Raw genomic sequence first — 12,204 nt, forward strand, 5'->3', positions numbered from 1 at the left:
TGATACGATGACTATCAACATGGGGCCACAGCACCCCAGCACGCACGGTGTCCTGCGCCTGATCCTGACCATCGAGGGCGAAACGGTTGTCAAAGCGATACCGGATATCGGCTTCCTGCATACCGGCATCGAGAAGACCGCCGAGGCCAAGTCGTACCACCAGGCGTTGGTGCTAACCGACCGCATGGATTATCTCGCTCCCCTCAACAACAATCTGGGCTATTCGCTGGCCGTCGAGAAGTTGCTGGGCATCGAGGACGAAATTAACGACAAGATCAAGTTCGCGCGTGTCATCCTGGCCGAGCTACAACGCATTGCCAGCCACCTTGTCTGGTTGGGAACGTCGGCGCTGGACCTGGGCGCACAAAGTATGTTCCTGTACTGCTTCCGAGAGCGCGAGATGATCCTCGACATCTTCGAGCTATGCTCCGGCGTGCGCATGATGACCAGCTACATCTGTCCCGGCGGTCTCCAGGCCGAACTACCAGCAGGCTTCGAGAAGAAGATCCGCGAGTTCACCAGCATCTTCCCCTCACGCCTGCGCGAGTATCACGACCTGCTCACCAATAACCAGTTGTTCCTCGAACGCACTCGCAACGTCTGTCTGCTGAGTAAAGAGGATGCGCTGGCCTATGGTACGACGGGAGCCGTGTTGCGCGGCAGTGGCGTGGCCTGGGATATTCGCAAGGTCTTCCCCTACTCCGGCTACGAAAAGTTTGATTTCGATATTCCCGTTGGCAGCGTGGGCGATGTCTATGATCGCTACATGGTACGCATGCTTGAGATGGAACAGAGCTTGAGAATCGTCAATCAGGCGCTCGAAGGACTACCCACTGGTCCCTATCGCGTGGAGAACAAGAAAGTGGCACCGCCTCCCAAGTGGCAGATCACCGGCAGTATGGAGGCGCTTATCCACCACTTCAAACTGTTCACCGAGGGATACCGTCCACCCAGAGGCGACGTGTTCGTGCGTACGGAGTCACCGAAGGGAGAACTGGGCTTCTATCTGGTCAGCGATGGTTCCGCGAAACCATATCGTATGCATGTGCGCGGCGCGTCGTTCGCAAACTTGCAGGCGCTTCCTAAGATGGTTGAGGGCAGCTTCCTCTCCGATGTGATCGCAGCAATTGGCAGCATTGATATTGTGCTGGGCGAGGTAGACCGCTAGTTGTTTGCATTTGTATAAATCCAATAAAATTTGTAGAGGCGCGGTTGAGAGACCCGCCTGTGACAAGAGGTTGATAGATTCAATGATTTCAGAACATGCAAAGCAGCGTATGCGTGAATTAACACAGCGCTACCCGGCTGCGCGTTCAGCGGTACTACCCGCGCTTTACATCGCGCAAGAGGAAGAGGGATATATCACGTCGGAGGGCTTACAGGCGGTCTCTGAGGCTATCGGCATCACGGTGGATGATGTGGAGAGCGTCGCAACCTTCTATACGATGTATTTTCACCAGCCGCCGGGCAAAAAGGTGATCAAGGTCTGCAACAGCATCTCCTGCTACCTGCGCAACTGCGATGCCGTACTCGAACATCTTGAGCAGCGGCTCGGCATTAAGCGCGGTGAGACCACACCCGATGGCAACTATACCTTGCAGGCCGTCGAGTGTCTCGCCTCCTGTGGAACCGCACCGGTGTTGCAGGTGAATGGTGAATTCGTCGAGAACCTCACGATAGAGTCAACCGACGCGTTAGTAGATCAACTGGATGCAGAACTGAAGGCGAAGAAGAGCGAGGCCCGGTTATAACATGCCAACCGGTCTTTGCCTGGTATAAGGAATAAAGACATATGCCGGAATTAGTTGTCACAAAAGATATCAATGTGCCAGGGATAGACTCGCTGGATGTCTATCGTCAACACGGCGGCTATGAGGCGCTGGCAAAGGCTCTGCGCGAGCATCAGCCCGACGACATCGTGGAGATCGTCAAACAATCGGGCCTGCGCGGTCGCGGAGGAGCCGGTTTCCCCGCTGGCATGAAGTGGAGCTTCCTGGCGAAGAACGATAAACCTCGCTACCTCTGCTGCAATAGCGACGAGAGCGAGCCAGGCACCTTTAAAGATCGCATGCTGATGGAGAAGATCCCCCACCGTCTGGTTGAGGGAGTGCTGATCACCAGCTACGCCTGCCGCGTGAAGACCGCATTTATCTATATTCGCGGTGAACTGGCGCTGGCGGCCCAACAGGTCGAGAAGGCGGTCAAAGAAGCGTATGACGCCGGACTGATCGGGCAGAACATCCTGGGTAGCGATTTTAGCTGCGACGTGATCGTGCATCGAGGAGCGGGCGCGTACATCTGCGGCGAAGAGAGCGCGCTGATGGAGTCGCTGGAGGGGCGCCGGGGCTATCCACGCCTCAAACCACCGTTCCCTGCTGTGATCGGTCTGTACGGTGGCCCGACCGTCATTAACAACTGCGAGACACTGGTCACGGTTCCCGCCATCGTCCTCAACGGTGGCGAGTGGTATGCATCATATGGAACCGAGAAGAGTAAAGGCACCCGCATCTATGGCCTGAGCGGCCACGTTAAGAAGCCCGGCAACTACGAACTGCCGCTGGGCATCCCTCTGCGGGAACTGATCTATGACGAAAAGTATGGCGGCGGCGTGCTAGGCGACAGGCAGGTCAAAGCGGTCATTCCGGGCGGATCTTCCACGTTCTTGCTCAGCGCCGATCAGCTTGACACACCGATGGATTATGAGTCTGTGGCGGCAGCTGGTTCGATGCTTGGCTCCGGTGGCGTGATCGTAATGCACGATGATACCTGTATTGTCGGAGCCGTGTTGCGCGCCAATGAGTTCTACCGCGACGAATCCTGCGGGAAGTGTACACCCTGCCGCGAAGGAACCTACTGGCTGGTCGAGATTCTGGAGCGTCTGGAGCATGGTCACGGCAAACAGAAAGATATCGACCTGCTGCTGGATGTCTGCGATAATATCAGCGGCAAATCGTTCTGCCCATTGGGTGATGCCGCCACCAGCCTGATTAAGAGCAGCATTCGACTCTTCCGCGACGAGTACGAATATCACGTCACACATGGACACTGCCAGGTTGGTCCAGGCGCAAAAGTCCATGCAGGGGCACATTAATCATCGTGAACCGATTCCCTTTGTAAAGGCGATGTAAGATCGTCTAGCAGGTAGAAATAAAATGCCAGAAGAGAAAAAAGACGAACTAGTACATCTCACCATTGATGGCGTACCCGTCGCGGTCCCACCTGGAACGCTGGTGTGGAAGGCGGCGCAAGAGGCCGGGATAGAGATCCCTATTTATTGTTATCATCCCAAGATGCCGCCACTGGGCGCGTGCCGCATGTGCTTTGTCGAGATCGAGAAGATGCCCAAGCCGCCCCAGACCGCCTGCACCACGCCGGTTAGCGAGGGCATGGTTGTGAGTACTAAATCGGAGAAAGTGCTCAAGGCCCGGCGCGGCACCCTGGAGTTCCTGCTGATCAACCACCCGCTGGATTGCCCGATCTGCGATAAAGCTGGAGAGTGCGACCTGCAAGACTTCACGCTGCGTCACGGTCCCGGCGGCACCCGCTTCGACCAGTCCAAGCGCCACTATCGCAAGCCCATTCCGGTTAGCCAGGATGTGATGCTTGACCGCGAGCGCTGCATTCTCTGTCAGCGCTGCACGCGCTTCAGCTCTGAGATTTCGATGGACAACGGCCTGGTGATGATCCAGCGCGGCTTCCGCATGGAGGTTGGCACGGCTCCCGATCACGCCTTCGATTCCGTCTTCTCCGGCAACACTACCGAGATCTGCCCGGTTGGTGCATTGACCGCCAGCAGCTATCGCTTCAAGGCGCGTCCCTGGGAGTTGAAACGCGTTCCCAGCGTGTGCAACAACTGTAGCGTTGGCTGTAATGCCCGCGTCGATGTGCGCGTTGACCGAGTTACGCGTCTGATGTCGCGCAACAACGATGAGGTCGATGATGGCTGGCTGTGTAATCGTGGCCGCTGGGACTTCGGCTTCGTCAACAATCCCAACCGCTTGCGCACACCCCTGATCCGTCGCAATGGCACCCTGGCTCCCGCAACCTGGGACGAGGCGCTGTCATATGTGGCAACGAAGCTCAAAGATATCGCAGGCACGCATGGCGCTCAGGCGGTGGCAGGTATCGGCTCAACCCGTACCACCAACGAAGAGACCTATCTCTTCCAGAAGCTGCTGCGTCAGGCGCTCAAAACCAACAACATTGATCACCATCATGGCCGCTTCAATGGTCCCCGCGATTCGCTGACCGGGAAAGCCTGGATGATGACCAGCAGCATCGCGGAACTGGAGAAAGCGAGCCATATCGTGCTGGTGGCCTCCGATCCCTACAAGCGCCAGCCGGTTCTGAACCTGCGTCTCAAAAAAGCCATGCGTGGCGGCACGAAGATCACCATCATCAACTCGGCGACAACCGAGATGGACCGCTTCGAGGCCAGCGATGTTTATTCTGTCCGCAAGATCAACATTCCTGAGAACGGCGCTGGTGCGGCTGCAAAGCTGTTGCTCCGCTACGCATTGAATCACGATGGCGTAGGAGCAGGCTCGAAGGTCGAGGTGCCAGCAGCGAAAGAGATCGAGACCGCCGAACAGTCCTTCGGCAGCGAGGTCACAGAGCAGTTGCAGCAGGTAGCCGCCGAACTGGTCAGCGCAGGCAGCGCAGCAAAAGGCGCGGTTATTCTGTACGACGAACTGGCAACCCTTGATTCTGGTGCTGAGAAGCTGGCGACAGATTTGCAGGCATTGGCGGTCGTGACCAACAACATTGATCGCGTCGGTGCGGGTGTTGGGCCACTCTTCGGAGATGCCAATTCGCTTGGTGCTCGCGATATGGGTCTGCTGCCCGATACGCTGCCCGGCTATGTGGCGACCTCTGAGAAGGGGCTGGCTTATGACGAGATCCTGAGCAATCCCCAGGTGAAGGCGCTGTTTGTGATGGGTGCCAATCCCGCACGTCATCGGGCAAGCGGAGAATTGCCGAAAACGTTGGAGTTCCTGGTGGTGCAGGATATTGCTCTGACCGAGACGGCGCAACAGGCCGACGTTGTGCTGCCTGCCGTGACTTTCGCGGAAAAAGATGGCACCATGACCAACGTTGACCACCACGTCCAGATCGTTCGTCGTGCGCTGCGTCCGTTGCCCGGTGCGAAGGCCGACTGGGAGATCTTGATCGCCCTCGCCAATCGCTTAGGCCAGAACTGGACTTACGCCAGCCCACGCGATATCTTCGCTGAGATCGCCGCCAACAATCCTTTCTACGCTGGTCTCACCTATGAGGATCTTGGCTTGCAGGGAGCGCGCACGCAAGAGCAGGAGGTGGCTCGTGCTTGAGTTTCTCAATATACCTATCGTCGCCTATATTATTAAAAGTGCGATTGTCATTTTCATTCTGCTGACCGTCTTTGCCTATCTGACGCTGATCGAGCGCGTCGTGCTGGCAAGGATACAGGGCCGCCTCGGTCCCAATCGCGCCGGTCCATTTGGTATCTTCCAGCCGGTCGCCGATGGTTTGAAGATGGCCTTTAAAGAGCAAATCGTGCCATCGCAGGCGCACAAGCTCATTTACCTGATCTCGCCGATCATCTCAGTCATTGTGGCGCTCTCCGCATTTGCCGTGATCCCGATTGGTAGCGGTTGGGGCAGCAAGCCGGGCATCTGGGACCCCGTGATTGGCGATATCAACGTTGGCCTGCTCTGGATTCTTGCTATCTCCTCGCTGGCAGTCTACGGAATCGTGCTGGGCGGCTGGTCTTCCGGCAACCGCTATTCTCTGTTGGGTGCGTTGCGCAGCGCCGCTCAGATGGTGTCATATGAAACCAGCCTGGGCCTCGCGCTCGGTGGCGTGTTGATGTTCACCAGTTCGTTGAGCATGGTCGATATTATCCATCAGCAGCTTAACATGGGCATCTGGTTTTTGTTCGCGCAACCGCTCGGCTTCGTGATCTACATCATCGCCGGCATCGCCGAAACGAACCGCGCCCCATTCGATCTGCCAGAAGCCGAGCAGGAGTTGACGGCTGGATATCTGACCGAATTCAGCGGTCTGCGCTGGAGCCTCTATCAGATGTCCGAATACATCAACATGATTACAGTGAGTTCGGTCGCCACTACGCTGTTCTTTGGCGGCTGGAGCCTGTTTGGTCTGGAAAACCTGTTCCCTGGCTTCTCGATCATCATCTATGTGGTCAAAGTTGCAATTTTCCTGTTCTTCTTCATGTGGCTACGTGCTACGCTGCCACGTATTCGCTACGACCGCTTGATGCGCCTGGGCTGGCAGATCTTGCTGCCGCTCGCAGCCCTCAACGCGGTGCTCACTGGCGTTGTGGTGGCGTTTAACTGGCCCTGGTATGTGAGCAGCGTGGCTGGACTGGCTGTTATCATTATCGCGCTCATCCTCATCCGCCGTCAGAGCTTCGTCGAAGGCACACGCTTCGAGGAGAAGGGCGGTAAGGGCATTGATGTGATGCCTGCGACGGTGAAACTGGTCAAGTTTGAGCCGGTTGCGCCCGCCTCTGAAGAGGTCGCGACAGAGGAAGCTGCACCAGAACAGAAAGCGGTACAGGTGTAGCAGTGACAGGCGTAGGTGACTCTGGTAAGATGGTGAGTAGTTCATATTCAATAGAATTGTAAGTCATGCAAAACCAGGAGAAAGTGTATGTCCACCTACGCCTGGCATATTAAAGAGGAATAATCGTCGGGTCATAGAGGGGCAGTGGGAACTCCACGTAGCGACAAGGGGTGGCTGGGGATGCGGGGGCCTTGCGCTTGTCGCGGGTTGCCACATAACAAGGATCGTGGAGTTCCGGGGTAGGAAAGCGCGACAAGCGCAAGGCCCCCGCATCCCCAGCCACCCCTCCCCTTGTCGCTACGGGTGGTGGAACATTCCATACAACGCTAATATCAGGTCCGTACAAAAATGCAAACGAGGTTGATCTACAGGGAGGAATAACTGGAGAGGATTTGATTCGCTATATAGTCCGAGAACAGGTCTTATACAGCTAAGGAGTTCACTTACATGTCTTTAGATATACTCAAAGGTCTGGCTACCACTCTCAAAAATATTGGGCGGAAGCCTACCACCATCTCTTACCCGGAGGAGGAGCGTGAGCTACCGGCTCGCTTCCGAGGCCGTCACGTGCTGCATCGCTACGATAACGAACTGGAGCGCTGCGTAGGCTGCTACCTCTGCGCGGGTGCTTGTCCGGCTGATGCCATCTACATTGAGGCCGACGAGAACACCGACGAGAATCGCGTCTCGCCCGGCGAGCGCTATGCGAAGGTCTTCGATGTCAACATGTTGCGCTGTATCTTCTGCGGCTACTGCCAGGCAGCATGTCCAACGGGCGCTATCACGTTGGAGAATGACTATAAGCTTGCTTCCTTCTATCCCGAAAACATGGTCTACCACAAAGAGCAGTTGCTCGAACCCAAAGGACAGGCCACGCGCGGTTCCGCCGAAGTCTGGGCCGATCCCGCACCCACTGAGGCTGAGCAGCCAGTACCGACAAACAGTGGCATCTTCGACGGCTCACAGGCCAGTGCTGCCGCCGTTGGTCTCGGCACAATGGAGACGCAGCGCTCTGTACTGATAGAGAATGAGGAGCAGGACGAGGATCGCAGAACATTATAAAGGGCGCGGATTCCTGACATCTCGCCGCAATCATTGATTGTACGTGAGAACGATGGATTTGTCTTGATCCTCGCCCGGAGGATTTTGCTATGACATTTGAGCAGATATCATTTATCGTGCTGGCAGTTGCCAGCATTGCTTCTGCCATAGGGGTTATCTCCTTTAAGAACGCCGTGCATAGCGCCCTGAGCCTGATTCTGACCTTGCTATTTCTGGCGCTATTCTATCTGCAACTCAACGCCATGTTTATCGCAGTGGTGCAGATCTTAATCTACGCGGGCGCAATTATGGTGCTTTTCCTCTTTGTAGTGACGATGCTGGCCCCCGACACGACGGTAGAGGGCAATGATCGTATCCCCTGGCAGAAGGCCGTTGGCATCGCGCTGGGCTTGATCCTGGCCGGCGCTCTGAGCTTCCTGATCTTCTCCGGCCAATCGCTGGCGCAACCGGTAACGGGTGCTGGTGGGCTGGCACAGCAGGTGGCGAAGATCGGCGACGTACAGGCGTTTGGTAATGCGCTCTTCCACGGCTTCCTGTTCCCTTTCGAGGTGACTAGCTTATTGATCGTTATCGCCATCCTGGGGGCGCTTGTCTTTGGGAGAAGGGCCTGAGTTGTTGGAGGGTTTTGTTTTATGACGCCAATAGCAAATCTGGCTCCATCGTGGGCCTATTTAACGCTAAGCGCCATCCTGTTTACTATCGGCGCTGTTGGAGTGCTGATTCGGCGCAATCCACTGATTATATTCATGTCTATTGAGTTGATGCTCAACGCCGTCAATCTATCGTTTGTGGCCTTTTCTAAGTTTCTCAATTCAGCGGATGGACAGACGTTTGTTTTCCTTATCCTCACGGTGGCTGCTGCCGAGGTGGTGGTTGGACTGGCACTTATCGTCGCTATCTTCCGCACGCGCCGCAATATCGATGTTGACGACATGAACATACTGAGAGGCTAGATGTATGGCTAATCTAAGTTTATGGGTGCTGCTGCCACCTCTGCTCGGCTTCATCATATTGGGGCTACTGGGCAGGCTGATGGGGCGCTCAGGGATTTTGACGGTGGCCTGGGGAGCGTGCGGCCTCTCCTTTCTTGTCGCCATCTTCAATTTCATCAGCATCATCAGCACGCCCGTCTCCGGTCGCTCGAACGACCTGACCGTATACGAATGGGTCACATCCGGGATCGGCAATGGAGCGTTTCATCTGAACTTTGGGCTGCTCTACGATCCACTAACCGCAACGATGTTGCTGGTGGTAACGGGTGTGGGCCTGCTGATCCACATCTATTCCGCTGGCTATATGGAAGATGATCCTGGTTTCTGGCGCTTCTTCGCCTACCTGAACTTCTTTATTTTCTCGATGGTCCTGCTGGTCACAGCCGACAATTTCCTCTTCCTGCTCGTTGGTTGGGGTCTGGTCGGTCTGGCCTCGTTCCTGTTGATCGGGTTCTGGTATCAGCGCCGCGCTCCCGTCGCGGCTGCACGAAAAGCGTTTGTGATCAATATCATCGGCGACTTCGGCCTGATGCTGGCGATCTTCTTGCTGTTCATCAACTATGGCTCGCTGAACTATCATGATGTCTTCGGCAGCATCAACAAAGTGCAGTTGGGCAGTGCAACAGCTATCGCTATCGCGCTGCTGATTTTCGTGGCCTGCGCCGCTAAATCCGCGCAGTTGCCGCTCTATATGTGGTTGCCGGACGCGATGGAAGGCCCGACACCCGTTAGTGCCCTGATCCATGCCGCAACGATGGTTACCGCTGGCGTCTATCTGGTTGCTCGCGCAAATCCACTATTCGAGAATGCTCCCGTCGCGCTCAACGTTGTGGCTGGCATCGGTGGTGCCACAGCTCTCTATGCCGCGATCATCGCTCTGACCCAGCTTGATATCAAGCGCGTGCTGGCCTATTCGACGATCAGTCAGCTTGGCTATATGTTCATGGGCGAGGGCGTTCATAACTACACCTCCGGCATCTTCCATCTGGTTACGCATGCCTTCTTCAAAGCGCTGCTCTTCCTGGGCGCTGGCGCGATCATTCACGCGCTGGCTGGCGAGCAAGATATGCGCAATATGGGTGGCCTGCGACAGCGTTTGCCGATCACGTTCTGGACCTTCCTGGCGGCGGTGCTGGCAATCAGCGGCATCCCTCCCTTCGCGGGCTTCTGGAGTAAAGACGAAATTCTCGGTTCCGCGCTCAATGCAGCGATCACTTCCGGCGATCCCTGGTCCTGGGTGCTCTGGGCTGTTGGTCTGCTGACCGCCGTTCTCACCGCGTTCTATATGTTCCGTCTCTTCTTCGGCATCTTCTTTGGCACCTATCGTGGCGAACGCGTCCACGTTCCTGCCACCGAGCATGAGCAGGATGAGGAAGAGGCAGAAGACGCCGGACATGGGCATGGACATGCCGGCCCGGTGCGCTACTACAATATTCACGAAGTTCCGGCCGTGATGTATGTGCCGCTGGTGATTCTGGGCATACTTTCAGTGGTTGGTGGCGTGATCAACCTTCCTGGCTTGACGACGCTGGCAAACTTCCTTGATCCGATCTTCCATAACGTTCCTGCCCACGAGATTCCCTCGACAATTGAATGGATCTCGATTGGCCTGGGCGTGCTGGCTGCGCTGGTTGGCCTTGCTCTGGCATGGAGCCGCTATCGCAAGGGCTTCGAGTACAAAGAGAGCAGCAACCCGCTCTATCAGTTCGTCTTCCACAAGTATTATGTGGATGAGGCGCTGGATGTGGTGCTGATCCGTCCGATCCTCGCGCTTGGTCGCGGCCTGACCTTCGGACTGGAAAACTTTACGCTTGATGGTCTCAGCCGGGGCATTGGCCTGGTGCTGCGTGCGTGCAGTTCTGGTCTGCGCCGCCTGCAAACGGGCTATATGCGCAACTATGCGCTGGCAATTATGGTCGGCGTTGTTTTGATCGTCGTGTATTATGCGGTGAGGGGGTAGAGGTTCATGTCTATTCTACTGTCCGTGCTTATCTTCCTCCCCATCGTTGGAGGAATCGTCACGCTCTGCCTGCCGCGAGATCGTCATAGCCTGATCCGCTGGGTAGCGCTGGCGTTCTCCGGGGTCAACCTGATCCTGGCCCTGGCCCTGCTGCTGCTCTTCTCGCAAACAGCGGGCAGCGCGTTGAGCACATCGATTTTTCAAGAAAACATTCCCTGGATTCCCAGCGTTGGCATCAACTACAGCCTGGATGTGGACGGCATCAGTTCGCTGCTCGTGGCGCTGACCGCCCTGCTAACGACGATCTGTATGGCGGCCTCGTTCCGCATTGAGCAGAAGGTCAAGAGCTATATGGCCTTTATGCTGCTCTTTGAAAGCGGCATGCTAGGCGTGTTCATGTCCACCAATCTCTTCCTGTTCTATGTGTTCTGGGAAGTGATGCTGATCCCTGCCTACTTCCTGGTCGGAAGCTGGGGTGGTGAGCGCCGCATCTACGCTGTATTCAAGTTCGTGCTGTACACGGCGCTTGGTAGCTTCCTGATGCTGATCGGCATCATCGCGCTGGGCTACTTCCATCAGGTCGCCGCTGGTGCCAATTGCAGCTACACGCTCGATCTGGCAACCCTGCTCAACGGTCGCGTCGATCCCACAACGGGTGCGCGTATCTGTCAGGCGAACCTGAGCGGCGATGTGCAGACCTGGCTGCTGCTGGCGTTTGCGGCGGCCTTCGTGGTGAAAATTCCCTTCGTCCCGTTCCATAGCTGGCTGCCCGACACCTATAGCGAGGCTCCGGCTCCCGTGACGGCGCTGCTGGCAGGCGCGATGTCCAAAACCGGCGCGTATGGCTTCCTGCGCCTCTGCATCCCGCTGTTCCCGCAGGCCATTCAGAACCTCGCGCCTCTCTTCAATATCCTGGCGGTGATCGGCATCATCTACTGCGCCCTGCAAGCGCTGGTTCAGACCGATATCAAGCGCTTGCTCGGGTATTCCAGTATCAGTCACCTCGGCGTGGTGATGCTGGGCATGCTGGCCTTCAATGCTCAGGGCGTCGAGGGTTCGGTGCTGCAAATGGTCAATCACGGTATCACAACCGGCGCACTCTTCCTCATCGCTGGCTTCCTCGAAGCCCGGACCGGCACACGCAAGCTGTCCGACTTTGGCGGATTGGCAGTAAAGGTTCCAGTGCTGGCAACCGTGATGTTTATTGTGGTGCTCTCATCGCTCGGCCTGCCCGGTCTCAACAGCTTCACGGGCGAGTTCCTGTCGCTGCTCGGGGCTTTCCAGAGCAACGTGGTCTATGGCACGCTCGGCACGATTGTTGTCGTTCCGGCTGCGTGGTATCTGATCCGCTTCTTCCAGGGCATTATGACGGGACCACAACAGCGAACCGGGACGGTTGGTGTGATGTTGCGCAAGGGAACCCTGGGCGATATACGCCTGTCCGAATTCCTGATTGTTCTCCCATTACTGGCGTTGATCTTCTACATTGGCTTGCAGCCAGCGCCATTGACGTTCTTGCTGCACCAATCGGTGATCGATACGATACACACACTTGGCACTGTGTTGGTAAAATAAACCGTAGGGGTATCTGCACGGCGCAGATACCCTCTCTACGAGGTATTT

Annotated in this window: 11 protein-coding genes; 10 read left to right on the plus strand and 1 reads right to left on the minus strand. The window is 56.4% G+C overall.

The annotated features are described in order from the left end of the window. The first annotated feature begins 7 nt into the window (after nucleotides 1-7). From nuoD to nuoH, 5 genes are all read left to right on the plus strand, one after another. Nucleotides 8-1,168 carry an NADH dehydrogenase (quinone) subunit D gene (gene nuoD / locus K3T83_RS16255; protein WP_373324600.1) on the plus strand — a complete coding sequence of 387 codons (1,161 nt, stop codon included), beginning with the start codon at nucleotides 8-10 and terminating at the stop codon, nucleotides 1,166-1,168. Nucleotides 1,169-1,250: 82 nt separating this feature from the next. Further along, nucleotides 1,251-1,751, plus strand: coding sequence for an NADH-quinone oxidoreductase subunit NuoE (nuoE, locus tag K3T83_RS16260; protein WP_268963464.1), 501 nt, complete (start codon nucleotides 1,251-1,253; stop codon nucleotides 1,749-1,751). Between the two features lie 41 nt (nucleotides 1,752-1,792). Next, nucleotides 1,793-3,091 (plus strand): NADH-quinone oxidoreductase subunit NuoF, encoded by a 1,299-nt coding sequence (gene nuoF / locus K3T83_RS16265; protein ID WP_220204012.1) that lies wholly within the window; start codon nucleotides 1,793-1,795, stop codon nucleotides 3,089-3,091. A gap of 61 nt (nucleotides 3,092-3,152) precedes the next feature. Further along, a complete protein-coding gene (nuoG, locus tag K3T83_RS16270) occupies nucleotides 3,153-5,330 on the plus strand; it encodes an NADH-quinone oxidoreductase subunit NuoG (RefSeq protein WP_220204013.1) in 2,178 nt (725 codons plus the stop codon). Beyond that, nucleotides 5,323-6,567 (plus strand): NADH-quinone oxidoreductase subunit NuoH, encoded by a 1,245-nt coding sequence (nuoH, locus tag K3T83_RS16275; RefSeq protein WP_220204014.1) that lies wholly within the window; start codon nucleotides 5,323-5,325, stop codon nucleotides 6,565-6,567. Before nuoG ends, nuoH begins: the two co-directional genes overlap by 8 nt. Before the next feature lie 109 nt (nucleotides 6,568-6,676). Here the strand turns inward: nuoH and K3T83_RS16280 are convergent, their stop codons facing one another. Continuing rightward, nucleotides 6,677-6,850 (minus strand): hypothetical protein, encoded by a 174-nt coding sequence (locus K3T83_RS16280; protein ID WP_220204015.1) that lies wholly within the window; start codon nucleotides 6,848-6,850, stop codon nucleotides 6,677-6,679. 164 nt (nucleotides 6,851-7,014) lie between these two features. Here K3T83_RS16280 and nuoI point away from each other — a divergent pair, with 164 nt between their 5' ends. From nuoI to K3T83_RS16305, 5 genes are all read left to right on the plus strand, one after another. Then, complete coding sequence (gene nuoI, locus K3T83_RS16285) at nucleotides 7,015-7,629, plus strand: NADH-quinone oxidoreductase subunit NuoI (RefSeq protein ID WP_220204016.1); 615 nt, start codon at nucleotides 7,015-7,017, stop codon at nucleotides 7,627-7,629. 89 nt (nucleotides 7,630-7,718) lie between these two features. Then, entirely contained in the window at nucleotides 7,719-8,240 is a 522-nt protein-coding gene (locus K3T83_RS16290) for an NADH-quinone oxidoreductase subunit J family protein (protein ID WP_220204017.1), read from the plus strand. Nucleotides 8,241-8,261: 21 nt separating this feature from the next. Then, nucleotides 8,262-8,582 (plus strand): NADH-quinone oxidoreductase subunit NuoK, encoded by a 321-nt coding sequence (nuoK, locus tag K3T83_RS16295; RefSeq protein WP_220204018.1) that lies wholly within the window; start codon nucleotides 8,262-8,264, stop codon nucleotides 8,580-8,582. Nucleotides 8,583-8,586: 4 nt separating this feature from the next. Further along, nucleotides 8,587-10,581, plus strand: a complete 1,995-nt coding sequence (nuoL, locus tag K3T83_RS16300; RefSeq protein ID WP_220204019.1) for an NADH-quinone oxidoreductase subunit L — start codon at nucleotides 8,587-8,589, stop codon at nucleotides 10,579-10,581. Between the two features lie 6 nt (nucleotides 10,582-10,587). Continuing rightward, nucleotides 10,588-12,156 carry a complex I subunit 4 family protein gene (locus K3T83_RS16305; protein ID WP_220204020.1) on the plus strand — a complete coding sequence of 523 codons (1,569 nt, stop codon included), beginning with the start codon at nucleotides 10,588-10,590 and terminating at the stop codon, nucleotides 12,154-12,156. Nucleotides 12,157-12,204: the final 48 nt, after the last annotated feature.

This window comes from Reticulibacter mediterranei (assembly GCF_016587455.1).

Bases quoted from the DNA above. Each gene is read 5' to 3' on its own strand.
- nuoD (WP_373324600.1), top strand. From the start codon at position 8: ATGACTATCAACATGGGGCCACAGCACCCCAGCACGCACGGTGTCCTG.
- nuoE (WP_268963464.1), top strand. From the start codon at position 1,251: ATGATTTCAGAACATGCAAAGCAGCGTATGCGTGAATTAACACAGCGC.
- nuoF (WP_220204012.1), top strand. From the start codon at position 1,793: ATGCCGGAATTAGTTGTCACAAAAGATATCAATGTGCCAGGGATAGAC.
- nuoG (WP_220204013.1), top strand. From the start codon at position 3,153: ATGCCAGAAGAGAAAAAAGACGAACTAGTACATCTCACCATTGATGGC.
- nuoI (WP_220204016.1), top strand. From the start codon at position 7,015: ATGTCTTTAGATATACTCAAAGGTCTGGCTACCACTCTCAAAAATATT.
- K3T83_RS16290 (WP_220204017.1), top strand. From the start codon at position 7,719: ATGACATTTGAGCAGATATCATTTATCGTGCTGGCAGTTGCCAGCATT.
- nuoK (WP_220204018.1), top strand. From the start codon at position 8,262: ATGACGCCAATAGCAAATCTGGCTCCATCGTGGGCCTATTTAACGCTA.
- nuoL (WP_220204019.1), top strand. From the start codon at position 8,587: ATGGCTAATCTAAGTTTATGGGTGCTGCTGCCACCTCTGCTCGGCTTC.
- K3T83_RS16305 (WP_220204020.1), top strand. From the start codon at position 10,588: ATGTCTATTCTACTGTCCGTGCTTATCTTCCTCCCCATCGTTGGAGGA.